At 58.7% G+C, this 17,131-nt stretch carries 17 protein-coding genes; 10 read left to right on the forward strand and 7 right to left on the reverse strand.

All coding sequences use genetic code 11. The features are described 5' to 3' along the window. The first annotated feature begins 17 nt into the window (after positions 1-17). Genes M0D69_RS01505 through arsN2 form a run of 3 tightly spaced genes read left to right on the forward strand, consistent with a single transcriptional unit; the run spans position 18 to position 2,475 of the window. Complete coding sequence (locus M0D69_RS01505) at positions 18-731, forward strand: hypothetical protein (RefSeq protein WP_301780310.1); 714 nt, start codon at positions 18-20, stop codon at positions 729-731. A 5-nt stretch (positions 732-736) separates the two neighbouring features. Next, a complete protein-coding gene (locus M0D69_RS01510) occupies positions 737-2,011 on the forward strand; it encodes an MFS transporter (protein ID WP_301780311.1) in 1,275 nt (424 codons plus the stop codon). A gap of 26 nt (positions 2,012-2,037) precedes the next feature. After that, a complete protein-coding gene (arsN2, locus tag M0D69_RS43660) occupies positions 2,038-2,475 on the forward strand; it encodes an arsenic resistance N-acetyltransferase ArsN2 (protein WP_367619672.1) in 438 nt (145 codons plus the stop codon). Between the two features lie 53 nt (positions 2,476-2,528). Here arsN2 and M0D69_RS01515 read toward each other — a convergent pair whose 3' ends face one another. The 7 genes from M0D69_RS01515 to cueR (M0D69_RS01545) form a co-directional block, all read right to left on the reverse strand. Next, entirely contained in the window at positions 2,529-3,722 is a 1,194-nt protein-coding gene (locus M0D69_RS01515; RefSeq protein WP_301780312.1) for a permease, read from the reverse strand. Between the two features lie 149 nt (positions 3,723-3,871). Then, positions 3,872-4,486 carry a class I SAM-dependent methyltransferase gene (locus M0D69_RS01520; protein ID WP_301780313.1) on the reverse strand — a complete coding sequence of 205 codons (615 nt, stop codon included), beginning with the start codon at positions 4,484-4,486 and terminating at the stop codon, positions 3,872-3,874. A 108-nt stretch (positions 4,487-4,594) separates the two neighbouring features. Then, positions 4,595-5,248: a peroxiredoxin gene (locus M0D69_RS01525; RefSeq protein ID WP_301780314.1), complete on the reverse strand. Its 654-nt coding sequence runs from the start codon at positions 5,246-5,248 to the stop codon at positions 4,595-4,597. Between the two features lie 80 nt (positions 5,249-5,328). Continuing rightward, positions 5,329-5,808, reverse strand: coding sequence for a Cu(I)-responsive transcriptional regulator (cueR, locus tag M0D69_RS01530; protein WP_301780315.1), 480 nt, complete (start codon positions 5,806-5,808; stop codon positions 5,329-5,331). 178 nt (positions 5,809-5,986) lie between these two features. Next, positions 5,987-6,235 (reverse strand): DUF2933 domain-containing protein, encoded by a 249-nt coding sequence (locus M0D69_RS01535; protein WP_301780316.1) that lies wholly within the window; start codon positions 6,233-6,235, stop codon positions 5,987-5,989. 56 nt (positions 6,236-6,291) lie between these two features. After that, on the reverse strand, positions 6,292-6,579 hold the full coding sequence (locus tag M0D69_RS01540) for a hypothetical protein (RefSeq protein ID WP_301780317.1): 288 nt from the start codon (positions 6,577-6,579) through the stop codon (positions 6,292-6,294). Between the two features lie 611 nt (positions 6,580-7,190). After that, a complete protein-coding gene (gene cueR, locus M0D69_RS01545; RefSeq protein WP_301780318.1) occupies positions 7,191-7,643 on the reverse strand; it encodes a Cu(I)-responsive transcriptional regulator in 453 nt (150 codons plus the stop codon). Positions 7,644-8,916: 1,273 nt separating this feature from the next. Between cueR (M0D69_RS01545) and M0D69_RS01550 the strand changes: the two genes are divergently transcribed. The 7 genes from M0D69_RS01550 (at position 8,917) to M0D69_RS01580 (ending at position 17,056) form a co-directional block, all read left to right on the forward strand. Beyond that, positions 8,917-9,369, forward strand: coding sequence for a DUF4148 domain-containing protein (locus tag M0D69_RS01550; RefSeq protein ID WP_301780319.1), 453 nt, complete (start codon positions 8,917-8,919; stop codon positions 9,367-9,369). Positions 9,370-9,504: 135 nt separating this feature from the next. Next, the gene (locus M0D69_RS01555; protein ID WP_301780320.1) at positions 9,505-9,933 is read left to right on the forward strand and encodes a DUF4148 domain-containing protein; all 429 of its coding nucleotides are present in this window, start codon (positions 9,505-9,507) and stop codon (positions 9,931-9,933) included. A gap of 213 nt (positions 9,934-10,146) precedes the next feature. Next, positions 10,147-10,512 (forward strand): hypothetical protein, encoded by a 366-nt coding sequence (locus M0D69_RS01560; RefSeq protein ID WP_301780321.1) that lies wholly within the window; start codon positions 10,147-10,149, stop codon positions 10,510-10,512. 110 nt (positions 10,513-10,622) lie between these two features. After that, positions 10,623-11,930, forward strand: a complete 1,308-nt coding sequence (locus tag M0D69_RS01565; RefSeq protein ID WP_301780322.1) for a TolC family protein — start codon at positions 10,623-10,625, stop codon at positions 11,928-11,930. A gap of 10 nt (positions 11,931-11,940) precedes the next feature. Then, positions 11,941-13,491, forward strand: coding sequence for an efflux RND transporter periplasmic adaptor subunit (locus M0D69_RS01570; RefSeq protein WP_301780323.1), 1,551 nt, complete (start codon positions 11,941-11,943; stop codon positions 13,489-13,491). After that, positions 13,488-16,706, forward strand: coding sequence for an efflux RND transporter permease subunit (locus M0D69_RS01575; RefSeq protein ID WP_301780324.1), 3,219 nt, complete (start codon positions 13,488-13,490; stop codon positions 16,704-16,706). Before M0D69_RS01570 ends, M0D69_RS01575 begins: the two co-directional genes overlap by 4 nt. Beyond that, on the forward strand, positions 16,703-17,056 hold the full coding sequence (locus M0D69_RS01580) for a copper-binding protein (protein ID WP_301780325.1): 354 nt from the start codon (positions 16,703-16,705) through the stop codon (positions 17,054-17,056). The genes M0D69_RS01575 and M0D69_RS01580 overlap by 4 nt, the downstream gene beginning before the upstream one ends. Positions 17,057-17,131: the final 75 nt, after the last annotated feature.

Below are 17,131 nucleotides of genomic sequence, written 5' to 3' on the forward strand. Positions count from 1 at the left end.
TAACCGGGAGGCACGTCATGACAAATGCTGACAGCAATACCTGTTCGCTGTTGTCTGGTTCGGGCGGTTTGCACTGCAACTCGATGCAAGCCTTCATTGCGCTGCGGTTGAGGGCGGCTCGCGTTTCCGATGACATGAAAAATCTGAACGTCGGTGGATCGACTGCACCGAGTCGACTGCCTTCGTCCAGCGCATCCGCCTCGACGTTGGCCGATGCTTTGTCTCGCGCGCTTAGCCGGGAATCTGGGCGGCTAGCGGAATCAATGGTTTTGACTGCTACTCCAAGTGAACATGAGAGCGTGATGCGCTTCGTCCTCGGCGGCACAACGGCGGCCGCAGTACTGCTGCTGGACGTGCCAGTGCTATTTCGGATTCCGCGTTGCGACTGGGAAACCCCGCTCCTGCGAACACGCAATCGCTTCTCTGACGACGGCATCAAGCTCTATGCGGTTTTGATGAACGACAGCAGTGAACGCAGTCTTTCAGGTGCATTGCGTCGTGTGCGTCATCTCTACCAGGCTAAACAGTTCGCCCGTTTTTGTGGCACGAACGGCATCGGGCTTCTAACCAACGACGAGACGCCGACCGCTCGAACGGTCGGTGAGACACAAGACGGCTTGGCCTCGGCGATAGCGTCGGCGTTAATGTCTGCACGTTACTTCTGCTGCGGAGCGTTCCGCATCGGCAAAGCAGACTCCGCGATGGGTATCCATCGCGCTCTACCCCATTGAGCCGCGTGTCGAGTCCACACGCTGACCTTCGAAGCGGGAATGCCGAGCATGTCGGTCACCGCGCGACATGGGCGCTTGCCATCGCGCAGCTTGTATCGTGGGGATCGGTTTACTACGGGTTTTCGCTCTTCGTGGTTCCCATGGAGCGGGCGATGGGCTGGAGCCGCACGGAAACGAATGCGGCGCTGTCGCTCGGGCTCCTTGTCTCGGGTTTCGCGGCGTATCCGATAGGCATCTGGATCGACCACGGCCACGGCAGGAAAATCATGATGGCGGGTTCCATCCTGTCGACAGCAATGCTGCTGTTGTGGTCACAAGCTCACGCACTGGCTACGCTGTTTGTCGTTTGGATCGGCTTGGGTGTATCGATGGCGGCCACGCTGTACGACCCCGTATTCGCTGTAGTGACGCGCGACTACCCCGGCAGTTTCCGCACAAAAATAACGCTCATCACGCTGGTCGCCGGGTTCGCCAGCACGGTCTTTATCCCGCTGACGCAAGGCTTCGTAGACTGGTTCGGATGGCGAGGCGCACTAATCGCGCTCGCTGCGACGAATATCGCGATCAGTCTGCCCATTCACGCGAGCGCGATCAAACGAAATGGCGTGACCGGTGCAACAGCCGGCGACAAGGCGCGGTTGAAGGCTGTGAATATGGCTTCGACGCAACGCGCGCTACGCACGCCGACGTTTTGGGCGCTGGCCGTGTGCTTCACGGCGTATTACGCAACCTTCGCTGCGCTGACGTTCCACCTGGTTCCGCTCATGGTGGCGCGCAAGGTCCCGGCTGGTTGGTTGCTGGCCACGATGGCAATCATCGGTCCGGCGCAGGTGGCCGCGCGTGCGCTCTGGTTCGCCGTTGGACGCAATGTGCGGCCTGCGTTGGTCGGGTTGACCGTAACAGCGGCATTTCCGGTTTCGGTTCTCGTGCTGCTGTACGCGGGAACCTCACCGTACTTATTGATGCTGTTCGGTCTCGTGTACGGAGGGGCGAACGGAATGATGACGATCCTTCGCGGAACGATTGTGCAAGATGTGATGTGGACCGAGGGTTATGGGGCCATCAGCGGTTTGCTCTCGGCTCCGTCGAACATCGCGAAAGGTATCGCACCCATTTCCGCCGCTGCCCTTTGGACAATCCAGCGAAACTACGCGTTGGTCGAGTGGGTGATTCTCGGGGTCTCTCTCGTGTCGACTGCCGCTTTTCTAGTCGCGATGCGATTCGCCCCTGGTCAACAGTCCGCTGTCGAGCGAGCCGCAACCGGCGGGATGCGGAAGTGAAAGTCTGGGAACCATCAGGAGCAGCGATGAAGATACATCCAGCACGCGCAGAAGACTATGACCTCATTCGGGCCTTGTTGGTCGCGAGCGAGCTTCCAGTTGAAGACGTAACGGAGAATTCCTCAATCCGGTTTTTCATTGCCGAGTCCGCCGAAGCTAAGCTCGGTGGCTGCATCGGATTGGAAGCGCATGGTCGCGACGGCCTCTTGCGTTCCCTAGCGGTGCAGCAGAGTTTGCGCGCACAAGGCGTAGGAAGGGCGCTGGTCGACGCTGTACAGGGAGCGGCCGCCACTGCCGGAATTAAGCGATTGTGGCTCCTTACCACGACTGCGAACACCTTCTTCCTGCGATCCGGCTACGAAGTCGCCGATCGGGCTGCTGCACCCGGACTAATCAGGCGCAGCCCTCAATTTGCAAGCATCTGCCCGGCAAACGCCATGTGCATGACCCGAGCACTGCAATAGCTAATTGACTAGGGATTCTCCGAAACTATCTCGTTGCGCCTCATCGCAGAAACCTAACGTCGGTGTTGCTCTGTCTCCGCCGAACCTTGATGGCCGTGCGCTCCATGGTCGTGCTCGTCGCTTTCCATCATTCGCATCATCTCCGGGCCGCCTGTTCTGTAAAAGACGACCGTCAAGACGACGAACACTGCTCCGAAGATGAGGTTTAGTACGGTGGTGTAGTTGAAGGTGATCGCCGCATCAACGATAGCGGTGTGGCGTTCATGTGGTACCCATCCGAGCACCTGAAACAGTATCTCGACAACCAGAGCGGCGGCGGCCATCGCAACGTAAAAGGTAACCGCTATGAACGCCGTCATCTTGCCACCGTAGTACTTGCGGTAGATGTTCAAAATGGGAAGGATGATGAGATCTCCAAAGATGAACGACGCGACACCGCCGAAGCTGATACCACCGTTCCACAGGACCGCAGCAAGCGGCACGTTACCCACCGAACAGGTAAACGAGGCAACGGCAAGAAGCGGACCGACGAACGCACCCCAGATCATTGCGGCCATCGGATGGCCGACGAGAAAAAATTTTTGCCAAAAGCTGTCTGGTACCCAGGCACCAAGCGCGCCAGCGACAAGCAGGCCCACGCCAATGTCTCGCCATAGCATCGTCCAGTTCATCACGTAACTGTGGCTGATTGCTATCCAACCCTCTTTAGAAGAAAGGCGTTGTTTCCAGGTTCCGTGTTGTTCGCCCATCGACATGGCCGCATGACCCTCCATGCTGCCAGCGATACCCTTCTCGGCTTGCTCGATAGCGTCCTTCTTCAACGGGTCCTGGAGAAAGAACCGAAAGAGCAGGACCAGAACGATAATCATGATCGGGCCGCCGATGAACTCAGCCGCGGCAAACTGCCAGGAAATCAGCACCCACATCAGTACGCCAAGTTCGAGCACGAGATTCGTTGCGGCGAACTGGAACGCCATCGCGGCAGTGAAGTCTCCGCCCTTACGAACAATCGACCGTGCCATGGCGACCGCCGCATAAGAGCAGGAGGATGACGCTGCACCAAGCAAGCTTGCGAACGTGAGCGACCGGGGCGATGCGTCAGGCAGGAGCTTCGACATCTCGGACTTCGAGACAGCGACTTCAATCACGGCAGAAAACAGGAAACCTAGACTCAGTCCCCAGAAGATCTGCCACAACATCGTGAAGGACATCCAGAGCGCATGACCGAGGGCAGTGACAATCTGCATCGCAATCTCCTTCTAAGGGCTTCAGTACCATCGCCACGCAGTCGTGAAAGATATGCCGCACGGGATTTCTCGCTCTCGATAGTGCTACCCGGTTTCAGCGCTTTCCTGCTGTGCCCCCTTTGCGCCGCAGGCTCGCGTGCGCAGCGCCATTAGTTCGTCCTGGCACTGCCTTCGAACAGATACGTCAGGAACTTAGGTCCCGGAGCGTAGCCAGTGCCGATCTCATCAATCTTGAAGCCAGCATTTTCAATCAGTGACAAAATGGGCCGATTCAGATGACAGCCGCCGCTGATGCACCTCCACGCCGGCGTCAAACGGTTCTGCCATTTAACTATGCCCTCTTCCGACGCGAGGCCGTGCTCAACGAATAGAAGCCGTCCAGATGGTTTCAGCACGCGACGCATTTCTTGAAGTGCGCGATCGGCGTCTGGGATTGTGCATAGGGTCCAGGTGGTGACTACTGTGTCGACACTCCCGCTTTCCAGAGGTATGGACTCTGCTGAAGCCATCATGAAAGTCACCGGCCGCGGTGCCTGCTTCGCGTTGCGTTTCGCCATCGTCAGCAATTGTGGATCGGGCTCGAGAGCAAGGATTTCTCTCACTCCGGCTTTGTATAGCGGCAAGTTCAGACCGGAACCCGCGCCAATCTCGAGCACCGTGCCTTCCGCCCTGCCAATGACTCGCTCCCGGTACGGTCGAAGCATCGCATTGCGCATTGACATGTCGCAAAGCCGCGGCAGGACAACATTGCGGTAGAAGCCCATTTTTTGATCTCCCTATCCGATGCAGCGTCCATGTCGGCGAGCGGACCGCCTCGCCGACATGTTTCGCCGCAGGCCGACCCGCGTTCAGTTGTGCGTGGTGGCCCTTAATTATGTTGGCTGCGTCACCGTCCGCAGATATGGCTTGAGCGTCTTGAAGCCCTGCGGATATTTCTTCTTGGCATCTTCATCGGACACTGACGTCGGAATAATCACGTCCTCGCCCGGCTTCCAGTTAACCGGCGTGGCAACCGCATGCTTGGCGTTCAACTGAAGCGCATCGAGCAAACGCAGCACCTCGTCGAAATTGCGACCCGCGCTCATCGGATAGACGAGCATTGCCTTGACCTTCTTGTCGGGGCCGATGATAAACACCGAGCGTACTGTGGCATTGTCCGCCGCGCTTCGCTGCCCGCCACTCGCATTCGGGTGAATCATGTCGTAGAGCTTCGCGACGTTCAGGTCTGCATCGCCGATCAACGGATAATTCACTGCGTGCCCCTGCGTCTCTTCGATATCACCAACCCATCTTTGATGGTCACTGACGGGATCAACGCTCAGTCCAATTATTTGGGTACTACGTTTGTCAAACTCTGGTTTCAGGCCGGCCAGGTAGCCAAGCTCGGTCGTGCAGACGGGCGTGAAATCTTTCGGGTGCGAGAACAGGATGGCCCATTTGTCTCCGATCCATTCGTGAAATCGGATCGTCCCTTCAGTGCTTTCGGCCGTGAAATCGGGTGCTTCCTCGCCTATGCGGATAGACATGTCAAACCTCCACTACTTGCGTGAGTCGGAGTATCCCAGCCGCACCACGGCGGGCACTCCGGGTTGAAAGTCACGAACAATTATTGTGCGCTTTTTTCGGGCGGGGCCGTTGCGCTTTGGCCGCACGCGGAAGTTTCTGCTTTTGCTTCAACGCCGCGGACGTCGTCCACGTCGAGACGTTGTATGCCTTGCAATATTGTGCAACTCGACCGACCATCGCCCGCGCACTGTTGCACGAGTTGATCAAGCGAATCGCGCATGGACGTCAATTCGGCTATCTGAGCGTTCAGTTCCGCTACGTGTTTCAAGGCAACCGCTTTGACGTCAGAACTGGCTCGGTCCTCATCTCGCCATAAGGCAAGCAAATGCCTGACACGTTCAATGGAAAAACCGAGCGCGCGCGTCTGTCGAATGAAGCGCATGACGTGAACGTCGCTTTCCTTATAGATCCGATAGCCGCTCTCGGCGCGTCCATGTGGTTGTATCAAATCGATACTTTCGTAGTACCGAATCATCTTGACCGACATACCGGTAGCCTTGGCGGCTTCTCCGATGTTCATACGATCTCTCCTTTACTACTGCGAGCAGATTAACCCGCGTGGTTGTTTTCGACGGCGGCCGGCGCTTGAGCAAGAGCGTGCCTCCAAAGCGGCCTTGGCAATATCTCGCGTAGGGCTTCATGCTGGGCGAGCGCACACGATGACGCGCTCGCCCAAGATGAAACTCCGCTGCGAATCGCTACTTCGCGATACGCGATTGCGGCTGCTGGTCCTGAGCCGTCTCGCTTGGGCGCGAGCCTTGATCGTCCTTGCTATGGCTCATGCTTTTCATCATGAAGAACATGGACAACGGGCACAGCAGGAACAACAGGAATGGTCCACCGCTCAATACGAGTGTTCGGAACTGAGGGAACGCCGCGTAAGCCGCGGCTAGTACAACGAACAGGACGGCTCCTGAGGCGATCATCGTTTTCATATTGCATTTCATGGTGTTGCTCCTATTTCAAATTCGGGAGAATGCTCGCGCGTACGAGCACTGCCGTGTTATTTCGCGGGCGGTGTCTGGATCTTGTCGGCGTACTTGAGCATGATGTCGCCCATCGCCTTCATCATTTCACCGTGCATTTGCATCGCGAATTTTTCGTTGCCTGGAGGGAGTTGCCCCATCATCGGGCAGTTGCTCATCATCCCTTTGCCCATCATTCCATCGCCCATCATGGCGCTGCCGTGGTCGTGCATGGCTGGTTGCGACGCACTGGCCGCGGCGCTCAATCCACTCGCGCCCAAAAGCGCAAAGGCCAGTGACATCGTGGCTAAACGTTTGGTGTTCATATCGATTTCCTTGGCCTCTCCCTAAGTCGGGAGTAGGGCCGTCTGTTTATGTTCCCGTGGCGTCGCGCTAAAAACGCTTGACGCGATCCGGCGAGCCGAATCATCGACGTGCTGGCACGCAACCGTGCGGCGAGCTGACGCTGCGCGTACGATCTAATGCCTAATCGCTGGAGGGGTGTTACAGAACTTGCGGCGGACGCTGCGGAAGATCAGGAATGAACTGCGCAAACGCAGTGGCGTCGAATGACGCGTAGACCGATGTAGAGGGAGCTGGGACGAGCACGATCGAATGGGACGATATCGCCGCAGGCGTGCAGGCAAGGCTACCGGTGCTGCCGTGGCAATCGAGCTGATGCGTGGCCGATACAGCGGTGTCCAGGTGCGCTGCCCCTGCTGAGGCAACCGCATGCGGGACCGCCGAGTGATGCAGTGGCGTATGGGATGCGGCCATGGCCGATGAAACTTGCGGGCAAATCAATACTGGCGTGGCGAAGCCCGTCAAAGGCAGCCACGCAATCAAGAAGCACAGTAGTAATTTAACGACGCGTTTCACGAGATGTAGATTTCTGAATAGCTGTTCAGTTACAGATGCACTTGTTCCTGGATCTGGATTACACCGCGAACGCCGCGCTGCGGGTCGCCGGCTTTCCTTTCAAGTTCAGACCTTGCCGCACGGCGGGTCCACTTATTCCATCCAATATAGGGCAACCCGGCCGCATGTCGCCCGCGCAATGTCGCGAGAGGTTAGCGAGCGTGTCACGCATCACCACCAGTTCCGCAATGCGAGTGTTCAACTCGCCGATATGGTGCGCGGCGATCGTCTTTACTTCGGCGCTCGCGCGGTCCTGATCCAACCATAACGAAAGCAGTTGCCTGATCTGCTCGATCGGGAATCCCAAGGTGCGGGCTTGCCGGATGAAGCGCAGCACATGAACGTCAGAGTCTCTGTAGATCCGGTAGCCACTATCTGTGCGACCAGCGGCCTCCACCAGATCGATGCTCTCATAGTAGCGGATCATTTTCGCCGTGACGCCCGAGGCGCTCGCCGCTTGTCCGATGTTCATCTCGCACCTCATACGTTAAGTCACTGCGGTGTGGTAAAGGCAGGTCGAGCCTGTGTCAAAGCGCCAGATCGCATGTTCCACACATTAGCTACGGGAAACCCTCGGGCCACTGCCCGTTGATTTCTAATTTTTACTCTAGACCTTCCAGTTACGGGAATGTCAAGGTTTTTTTGGTGTTGGGTGACAGCTTAAAAACTCGCTCCGCGGCCCTTGACACTCCAGTGACGGGAGTGTTTAGACTCCGCTCCATTGTCAGATAACGCATGGCGTAGGCCAGCGAAGTGGCGAAACGTCCGTGGATACACCCGAACCGCGAGCGCGCCTTTCTTGATCGCTCCGAATGGTAAGACCGGCGGTGATCAAGCAAGCCAACGAGTAGAGGCGAAAGAGATGCGGTGCACAACAACAACGAAGGTAGCGGTGGTACACCCGGAGTGCGGGGCAGGCGGATCGACCGCGCCCGCCGCGAGTGAATCCGGGCGTGCGACCCTGTTGTTCGCCGATGTGCAGTGCATTTCGCACAACCTCCGCCAATCCGCCTGAGGCACCATGCGCCGCGACGCTAAACGTACGCTAACCGTTATCACGCTCCTTGTTGCGCTGTTCTTCAGCCAGCTCTGGGTGGCCGCGTACGCTTGCACAACGACACCTGCGCTTTCCAGCTCATCGTCTACCGAAGCAGTCACGTTCTTCGATGGTCATACCGACCTTCGCGATCACCAGGTCGCCGCGGTTTGCCACGCTCACTGCGACAATTCTGCGCAACCTGATCACGCCCAGCAACCGTCTCCATCACCTCTCGTTTGGATACCTTTGATCTGGGGTGCATCGACGATCCCTGCATTGGCGATCCAGCCACGCTCGCCGACACGGCCTGAGCCTATTCTGCTTTCCGCCTCTCCCCCTCCTCGCATTCTGTTCCAGGTTTTTCGAATCTGATCTCTGGCGATTGACGTCGATCGTGCTTGGCGAAAGCTAGCGCGCGATCACGCTCGTTCGCGGAAAGGTTTTTACGCTTGTCCCACCGTCTGCCTGTTCGCCGCGTGCGAACTGTGCGTCGCATCGCTCGCCGCTTGCCGGGCCTCCGATCGTTCGCGAAGACGGATAGAGCACAAGCGTTTCGCAAACCAAGCAAATTTAACTAAGTCGCCTAAGTCGAGTCGCGGGTAAGCCGCCCACGCTTTGAAGCTTCGGCAATTTGTGTCGTCGATGTGTATCGCGTGTTGCCTATCACGTACTACGCACTGCGCTTATTCTCACTAAGGAATTAACAATGAAACGCTTCACTTCGTTCAAACACGCTGTCTTCGCAACCCTGCTCCTGTCGGCTACCCTCACGGCCTTCGCGGGTGGTGGTGGTTCCGCCGCGCCGAGGGATTACCCATTCCAGAATGCGCACTCAAGCGCTGGTCAACGCACGGCATCGACGGCTTCCGGCGCGGCCGTTCTTCCCGCAGGCGTCACGGGTTCCACCGCCACCGCGCTGGAGGCGCCTGCAGCAACTCACAGCACTTCCACGGGCAAGTCACGGGCACAGGTGCGCGAGGAATTGGTGGAAGCGCAACGCATGGGCCTTATCCCATCAGGCAAGACTGACTATCCGCCCAGCCCCCAGACCATCGCACGCAATCAGGTGCGATTCCAGCAGGCTGCACCGTTTTGGCGAGCGCATGGAGACCTTCCGACGCAGGGGCAATTGGCGAGTGACACCGATCTAAGCAAGTGAGTCATCGCTGTGGGCCAGCGGGCTTCATTGCATGCAGCCGCGCAGCGGCCCCTAGTCAGTAATCGCCGAAATTGAATGCGCTATCGCGCTTGACCTTATTTCGCGCTTGACCTAATTAACATCAAGGAAACACACATGAAACGCATCACTTCGTTTAAACAAGTGGTCTTCGCAACATTGCTGCTGTCCGCAACCGTTACTGCATTCGCGGCGGGCGGCGGATCCAATGGATTGGGGCGTAATCCAAACCTCTATGCACCCTCGCTGACTAGCTCAACATCCCACTCGCAGCAAACCGTGCTGGCAAATAGCGCTGGTTCCGAATCCAATGTCCTCACGACTGGCACGAATGGTCCTTCGCCCGCAGAACGCACCACAGGTTACCGGAAGACTCGTGCACAGGTCCGTACCGAGCTGTTGGAGGCGGAGCGCGCCGGCACGGTTCCCATTCATAAGAATGAGTACCCACCCAGCGTCGAAACGGTTGCTCGCAACCAGGCCAGGTTCCAACAGATCGAGCAGGCCTGGCGAGCGGGAGGTCCAGTGGTAGCGAACAATCAATAAGTTCGCCTTCGAGCTGCTTAGCAGCGGTGATGGGACGTCGGGACTTTGTCGTCTACCGATCATGTTATGACAAGGACAAAGCTTGATCGTCTTTCATCGCTGTTTTTCAACGCATTTATCCGCACGGACGTCCAGATGCAGACATTCAGCGGTCAGCGACGTAGTCAAAATTCCTTGACACCTTAATAAAATGTCTCCGTTATAATCGCAACCATGAAATTTCTTCGGACAATGCTCCTCCTGTTGCTCTGCGCTATGCTGCCCATTAGTGGGCTGGCAGCCAGTGGCGCGACTGGACAGTGTCCGATGCAGCAAGATATGGGCAGCGACAGCGGCGCCATGGCCGCTGATATGCCCGGCTGCGAATTGATGACAGCGATGTCCGGCGAACACGGTAAGTCGAAGTCATCTCCGTGCAAGGTGACTGCTCAATGTCAAATTGGCAGTCTCTATCACCCCGTTTCTGCTCCCACCGTTGCTCGACCTGCCGGGTCGTTTATCCCCCTCAGCTTCCACTACGCAGAGTCGTTCTCCTTCCGCGCGCCGGATGGACTCTGGCGTCCCCCGCAGTCCCTCTAACTCCGTCCATCTGGTTCGCCGCAGTTTCGCGGTGATGTTGTCCTGGTTCAGGACTTGAGCCCGTATGTCCGTTCGCACGGCCATAGGGTGCTCGACCATTCGGGGTTCACATGCATTTCCAACATTTCACGTCGATCGTCCGACGTGGGCCGCTGCATTGCCTCGCTTTGGCAGCGGTCGTTATGTTTTCCAGTAGCGCGGCGCACGCTCAAGAAGCAGGCATGACACTCGACGCGGCGCTTCAAATAGCGACCAGCCGTTCTTCCTCGATCCAGGCGTCGGAAGCCGCAGTTCGGGGCAGTTCCGACGTCGTCGTCAAAGCCGGACAACTACCCAATCCCATGTTGAAGTTGAGCGTCGAGGACTTGCCTATCAACGGGTCAAAGGCCTTCACGATCGGACAAGACGATTTCACGATGCGCGGTATCGGTATCGAACAGGAGTGGGTATCTGCGGACAAGCGCCGATTGCGTACTGCGTTGGCAGATCGCGCCGTAGAGCGTGATAAATCGACCTACCTTCAAAAAGTGGCGGAGGTCCGTCAGCAAGCGGCCATGGCTTGGCTGAACGCCATCTACGCAAAAAAGGCCGTCGTCTTGAGCCAGGCTTTGGTCGACCATTTGAGCCAGGAACTGACCGCCAGACAAGCGTCCTACCGCGGCGCAAAAGGCACCGCGGTGGACGTTGCCCAAGCCAACCTCACGCTCGGGAACGCACGCGATGAACTGATCAACGCGCAGCAGGACGAGAAGACCGCGTTGATCGCCCTGTCGCGTTGGACGGCGGCAGGTAACGTTCTGGAGGTCGCTGGAGACCCACCGGATCTGGAATCACAAGTGTCCAGTTTAAGCGTCGAGCAGCTCGATCAAGTCCAGCCTGATCTGATCGCCGCACGCTCCGCCATCTCATTGGCCGATGCCGACACCGACGTCACCCGAAGCAATAGAGACCCGAACTGGACCTGGGGGCTGACCTATTTCAAGCGGGGTGGAAATTTCTCGGACTACGTGTCGTTCGGTGTCTCCATCCCCTTGCCGATCAACCGTAGGAATGTCGAAGATCGCGACGTCGAGCAAAAGTCGGAAATGGGCACGCAAGCACGGCTCACTTACGAAGACACCGAGCGACAGGTCATAGCCGATATCCAAAGCCTGACGGCAAAACTCGCCAGCGGTCGGGAACGTTTAGCGAACGTGAAGCAAACCGTTCTACCCGCCGCGGCGCAGAAGGTGGCACTGGCCAATGCAGCCTATCGGGCCGGCGCTGGCACCCTCTCCGATGCATTGGATGCGAGGCACACGCAACTCGAAGCGAACCTTCAAGTGTTGAATCTCGAACGACAAGTCTCCCTGGTCTGGGCCCAGTTGGAATACCAGGTTTTGCCGCCTGACTTGACCGCCAGCCAAGCCAGCCAATAAGGAGAAAAACATGAATCAGAAACTACTCGTACGTGCGGTGGCGTCGGTGTTCGTCGCAGCCGCGCTGCTAGGCGCCGGTTATGTGATCGGCACCCATCGTTCTGCGACCGATGCACCCGTGACGGCAGCCGCGGCCGCGACCTCATCCGCGCCCGGCGACAAGGTAGATCCGAAGACGGGCCGCAAGGTCCTGTATTGGCATGACCCGATGGTGCCTAACCAGCACTTCGACAAGCCCGGAAAGTCGCCTTTCATGAACATGCAACTGGAGCCCGTATTCGCAGACGAAGGCGGCTCCAGCGGAATCCGGGTCGACTCGGGGCTTCAACAAAATCTCGGCATCCGATACGCCACGGTGCGCCGGCAGGACACGGCTGAAGGTTTCGACGTGGTTGGCTCCACTCAGTTCGATGAGTCAACGGCCGATGTCGTCCAGTCGCGGGTGACAGGCTACATCGACCATCTGTACACGAGCGCGCCGATGCAGCGCGTGGCCAAGGGCGCGCCAATCGCGTCGCTGTTCGTTCCGGATTGGCTGGCGCCGCAGGAAGAATATCTGGCGCTCAAACGCGGCGGTATGGATGACGGTCTGCTTGAAGGGGCCCGCGCCCGCATGCGAGCGATGTCGATTCCGGACGGGCTCATTGCGAGCCTGGACCGAGCGGGTAAAGCGCAGACGCACGTGACGCTGTTCGCTCAAGAGACGGGCGTGCTGACCGAACTCAACGTTCGCGATGGCGCGATGGTGTCGCCAGGACAGACGCTCGCCAAGGTCGCGGGTCTGTCAAAGCTGTGGCTGGTCGTTGAGATCCCCGAGTCGCTTGCGCTACAGGTGCGGCCCGGCATGTTGGTCGATGCGACGTTCGCCGGCGATCCGTCCCAGCACTTTAGCGGTCACATCCGCGAAATCCTGCCCGGTATCAGCACAAGCAGTCGCACGTTACAGGCGCGCCTCGAAATCGACAATGCCGGGCTGAAGCTGACGCCGGGGATGCTGTTGCGCGCCCATATCAGCGGCGCGAAACCTGTGTCGCGTTTGCTCGTGCCGTCCGAAGCCGTGATCACGACGGGAAAACGGTCGATCGTCATCGTCAAGAACAGCGATGGTCGACTGCAACCTGTCGCCATTACGGTGGGCAACGATGCCGGTGACGATACCGAAGTGACAAGCGGACTGACGGAAGGCCAGCAGGTCGTTGCCTCCGGCCAGTTCCTGATCGACTCGGAAGCGAGCCTGAAATCGGTGTTACCGAAGCTCGAAGGAAGCGTTGTGCCCGACGCGGGGGCATCGGTTCCCGTTCCGGCGGCAGCCTCCGCCGCTGCTGCGGCTCTCACCTACGAGACGACCGGCAAGGTTGAAAAAGTCACTCCCGGTGACATCACGTTCTCGCACCAGCCCGTGCCCGCGTTGGGATGGGGTGCAATGACCATGACATTCGGCAAGCCGGCGCCCACGGCCTTCCCCGACGTCAAGGCCGGTGACGCCGTGCATTTCGTCTTCAAGCAATCGGATGACGGATACCAACTGACGAAGGTCGAACCGGTTGGAGGCACGAAATGATCGCGCGCATCATTCGCTGGTCGATTTACAACCGGTTTCTCGTGCTGCTCGCGACCGTGCTTGTCACTGCATGGGGTTTTTATTCGCTGATGCAGACACCGCTCGATGCGCTGCCGGATCTGTCCGACACGCAGGTCATCATCAAGGCGTCGTATCCCGGCAAGGCGCCGCAGGTGGTTGAGGACCAGGTGACATATCCACTTACGACAACGCTGCTGGGCGTGCCGGGCGCGACGACCATTCGCGCCTACTCATCGTTTGGGGATGCGTTCGTCTATGTGCTTTTCGACGACAAGACGGACCAGTATTGGGCGCGTTCACGAGTGCTCGAATACCTGAACCAGGTGCAGAGTCGTTTGCCGCCGGGTGCAACCGTGTCACTCGGTCCTGATGCAACAGGGGTCGGTTGGGTCTACGAATACGCATTGGTCGACCGCACCGGCAAACACGACCTGGGACAGCTCCGAGCCTTAAACGATTGGTTTCTGAAGTTCGAGCTGAAATCGGTACCGGACGTCTCGGAAGTCGCGTCGATCGGCGGAATGGTGCGCCAATACCAAGTCGTCATCGATCCGGACAAGTTGCGCGCCTATGGCATCACGCAAGGTGCTGTTGCGGATGCCATAGGAAAGGCCAACCAGGAGTCGGGCGGATCCGTTGTCGAACTGGCTGAGTCCGAGTACATGGTGAGGTCATCCGGCTACCTGCGCACACTGGACGACTTCCGCAACATCGTGCTACGGACCAACGACACGGGCACGCCGGTCCTGTTAGGCGACGTCGCTCGCATCCAGATTGGCCCCGAAATGCGCCGTGGCATTGCCGAGTTGAACGGCGAAGGCGAAGTGGCCGGCGGCGTCATCGTGATGCGCTCGGGCAAGAACGCGCTGACGACCATTGATGCGGTCAAAGCCAAGTTCGCCGATTTGAAAAAATCGCTCCCACCAGGCGTCGAAGTCGTAACAACGTACGATCGCTCGCAGCTCATCGAGCGTGCGGTGGACAACCTCAAAGACAAGCTCATCGAAGAGTTCATCATCGTCGGGTTGGTCTGCGCGGTGTTCCTGTTCCATCTGCGCAGCGCATTCGTCGCGATCCTGTCGCTGCCGCTCGGCGTGCTGACGGCGTTCATCGTCATGCGTTATCAGGGCGTCAACGCGAACCTGATGTCGCTGGGTGGTATTGCGATTGCCATCGGCGCGATGATCGATGCGGCCATCGTGATGATCGAAAACGCTCACAAACATCTGGAGGCGTACGACCACGAGCACCCGGACAGTCCGATCACGAACACTCGGCGGTGGGAACTGATCGCGGAATCGGCGGCCGAAGTTGGGCCAGCCTTGTTCTTCTCGTTGCTCATCATCACGCTGTCGTTCATCCCGGTCTTCTCGCTCGAAGGCCAGGAGGGCAAGCTCTTTGCTCCACTAGCGTTCACGAAGACGTACACGATCGCCGCTGCCGCTGGGTTGTCCGTGACGCTGGTGCCGGTGCTGATGGGCTTTCTGATTCGGGGTCGCATTCCCCACGAAAACGCCAACCCGATCAACCGTGTGTTGATCAGGCTGTATCGCCCATTGCTTGAAGCAACGCTGCGCCGACCATGGGTCGCGATCGGGCTGGCGGTCGTCGCACTCGCCATCACGCTCATTCCCGTGTCGCGACTAGGCGGCGAATTCATGCCACCGCTCGACGAAGGCGACCTGCTGTATATGCCGACTGCGCTACCCGGCATTTCAGCAGATAAAGCCGCCGAGTTGCTTCAACAAACCGACCGCCTGATCAAGACGGTTCCGGAGGTGAAAACCGTGTTCGGCAAATCGGGACGTGCCGACACCGCGACCGACCCGGCGCCCTTCGAGATGTTCGAGACCACCATCCAGTTCAAGCCACGCAGTGAATGGCGTCCCGGCATGACACCCGAGAAGCTAGTGGATGAACTTGATGCACGCGTCAAGATTCCCGGCCTGTCGAATGTCTGGGTGCCGCCAATTCGCAATCGCCTGGACATGCTGTCGACCGGTATCAAGACGCCCGTGGGCGTGAAGATCTCTGGAGCTGACCTTGGGCAGATCGACAGGATTGCCACGCAGGTCGAGTCCGTCTTGAAGAACGTTCCAGGCGTCACGTCGGCGCTGGCGGAGCGCTTGAACGGCGGCCACTACATCGACGTCGATATCGACCGGTTGGCTGCAGCCCGTTATGGCATGTCGGTGACTGACGTCCAGTCCATCGTGTCGACCGCGGTCGGCGGCGATAACGTCGGCGAAGTCATTGCAGGCCGCGAGCGTTTCCCGATCAACATTCGTTATCCGCGGGAGATCCGTGACTCTGTCGACAATCTGCGTCAGTTGCCGGTGGTCACCGACCGGGGGGCGCAGATCACGCTAGGGGACGTAGCCATCATCAAGATCTCCGATGGGCCACCGATGATCCGTAGCGAGAACGCGCGCTTGTCAGGCTACGTCTACGTCGACATTCGCGATGTGGACTTGCAATCGGCCGTGAAGGCAATGCAGCTCGCTGTCGCGCAGCACGTTGCACTGCCGCCCGGCTATTCCATCGCGTGGTCAGGCCAGTTCGAGTATCTGGAGCGAGCGGCTGCGAAATTGCGGACCGTGATTCCGGTGACGCTCGTCGTCATTTTTGTACTGCTCTTCCTGACGTTCAACTCGGCGGCTGACGCGCTGTTGCTGATGTCAACCGTGCCCTTCGCACTGGTCGGAGGCTTCTGGCTGATCTGGATCCTGGGGCATGCGGTGTCGGTCGCTACAGCTGTCGGGTTCATCGCGCTCTCGGGCGTCGCGGCCGAATTCGGCGTCGTGATGCTGCTGTATCTGAAGGGTGCGCTCAACCGTCGACTCGAGGAAGGCGCGCCCTTCACCGAAGCAACACTCGTCGATGCAATTCGCGAGGGCGCCGTCTTGCGCGTGAGACCCAAGGCAATGACGGTCGCGGTCGTGCTGGCAGGTCTCATCCCGATCATGCTCGGCCATGGCGCCGGGTCAGAGGTCATGCAGCGAATCGCCGCGCCAATGGTTGGCGGCATGGTGACCGCCCCGCTCCTGTCGATGCTGATCATCCCGGCCGCCTGGTTGCTGCTGCAACGCCGGAAGATTGCACGCACCCAAACGAAAACTGAAGAACCGCTTCAACCTCACGCAGTACCCGTTGGCACGCTCGTGCCGCAATCCCACTCTGGAGAAAACCAATGAAGAAGTTCGTTACCGTATCCGCCGTATTCTGTACCGCTCTTACGCTCGCCAATGCCGCGGTAGCTGCGGACGAAATGGCCGGCATGAGGATGGACAACGGCGCCATGAGCGCCGCGAAGCCGGGCAAATCGCAACTGACCGACGCTGTGGTCAAGAAGGTGGACCCGACAACCGGCATGGTGACGCTTCAGCACGGCGCGCTGACCAACATCGGTATGTCGGCGATGACGATGGCCTACAAGGCCAAGGACACAGCGATGATTGATCACGTCAAGGAAGGCGACAAGGTCAAAGTCCGCGTCGAAGATGTCAACGGCACGCTGACCATTGTGAAGCTGGAGAAGCACTAACCAGCGGTCGGCGCCAAGGACGCGGCGACGCCTGCTACGGTAGGCGCCGCTGTCCTTGCGGCCGCAGCTAACAGA

Origin of the sequence: Caballeronia sp. SEWSISQ10-4 2 (assembly GCF_030464885.1) — a bacterium.
Lineage (GTDB): Bacteria > Pseudomonadota > Gammaproteobacteria > Burkholderiales > Burkholderiaceae > Caballeronia.

Coding starts and splice junctions, on each gene's coding strand:
- M0D69_RS01565 (WP_301780322.1), top strand. CDS start 10,623: ATGCATTTCCAACATTTCACGTCGATCGTCCGACGTGGGCCGCTGCAT.
- M0D69_RS01525 (WP_301780314.1), bottom strand. CDS start 5,248: ATGTCTATCCGCATAGGCGAGGAAGCACCCGATTTCACGGCCGAAAGC.
- M0D69_RS01560 (WP_301780321.1), top strand. CDS start 10,147: ATGAAATTTCTTCGGACAATGCTCCTCCTGTTGCTCTGCGCTATGCTG.
- M0D69_RS01580 (WP_301780325.1), top strand. CDS start 16,703: ATGAAGAAGTTCGTTACCGTATCCGCCGTATTCTGTACCGCTCTTACG.
- cueR (WP_301780315.1), bottom strand. CDS start 5,808: ATGAACATCGGAGAAGCCGCCAAGGCTACCGGTATGTCGGTCAAGATG.
- M0D69_RS01575 (WP_301780324.1), top strand. CDS start 13,488: ATGATCGCGCGCATCATTCGCTGGTCGATTTACAACCGGTTTCTCGTG.
- arsN2 (WP_367619672.1), top strand. CDS start 2,038: ATGAAGATACATCCAGCACGCGCAGAAGACTATGACCTCATTCGGGCC.
- M0D69_RS01540 (WP_301780317.1), bottom strand. CDS start 6,579: ATGAACACCAAACGTTTAGCCACGATGTCACTGGCCTTTGCGCTTTTG.
- M0D69_RS01555 (WP_301780320.1), top strand. CDS start 9,505: ATGAAACGCATCACTTCGTTTAAACAAGTGGTCTTCGCAACATTGCTG.
- M0D69_RS01515 (WP_301780312.1), bottom strand. CDS start 3,722: ATGCAGATTGTCACTGCCCTCGGTCATGCGCTCTGGATGTCCTTCACG.
- M0D69_RS01570 (WP_301780323.1), top strand. CDS start 11,941: ATGAATCAGAAACTACTCGTACGTGCGGTGGCGTCGGTGTTCGTCGCA.
- M0D69_RS01505 (WP_301780310.1), top strand. CDS start 18: ATGACAAATGCTGACAGCAATACCTGTTCGCTGTTGTCTGGTTCGGGC.
- M0D69_RS01520 (WP_301780313.1), bottom strand. CDS start 4,486: ATGGGCTTCTACCGCAATGTTGTCCTGCCGCGGCTTTGCGACATGTCA.
- cueR (WP_301780318.1), bottom strand. CDS start 7,643: ATGAACATCGGACAAGCGGCGAGCGCCTCGGGCGTCACGGCGAAAATG.
- M0D69_RS01550 (WP_301780319.1), top strand. CDS start 8,917: ATGAAACGCTTCACTTCGTTCAAACACGCTGTCTTCGCAACCCTGCTC.
- M0D69_RS01535 (WP_301780316.1), bottom strand. CDS start 6,235: ATGAAATGCAATATGAAAACGATGATCGCCTCAGGAGCCGTCCTGTTC.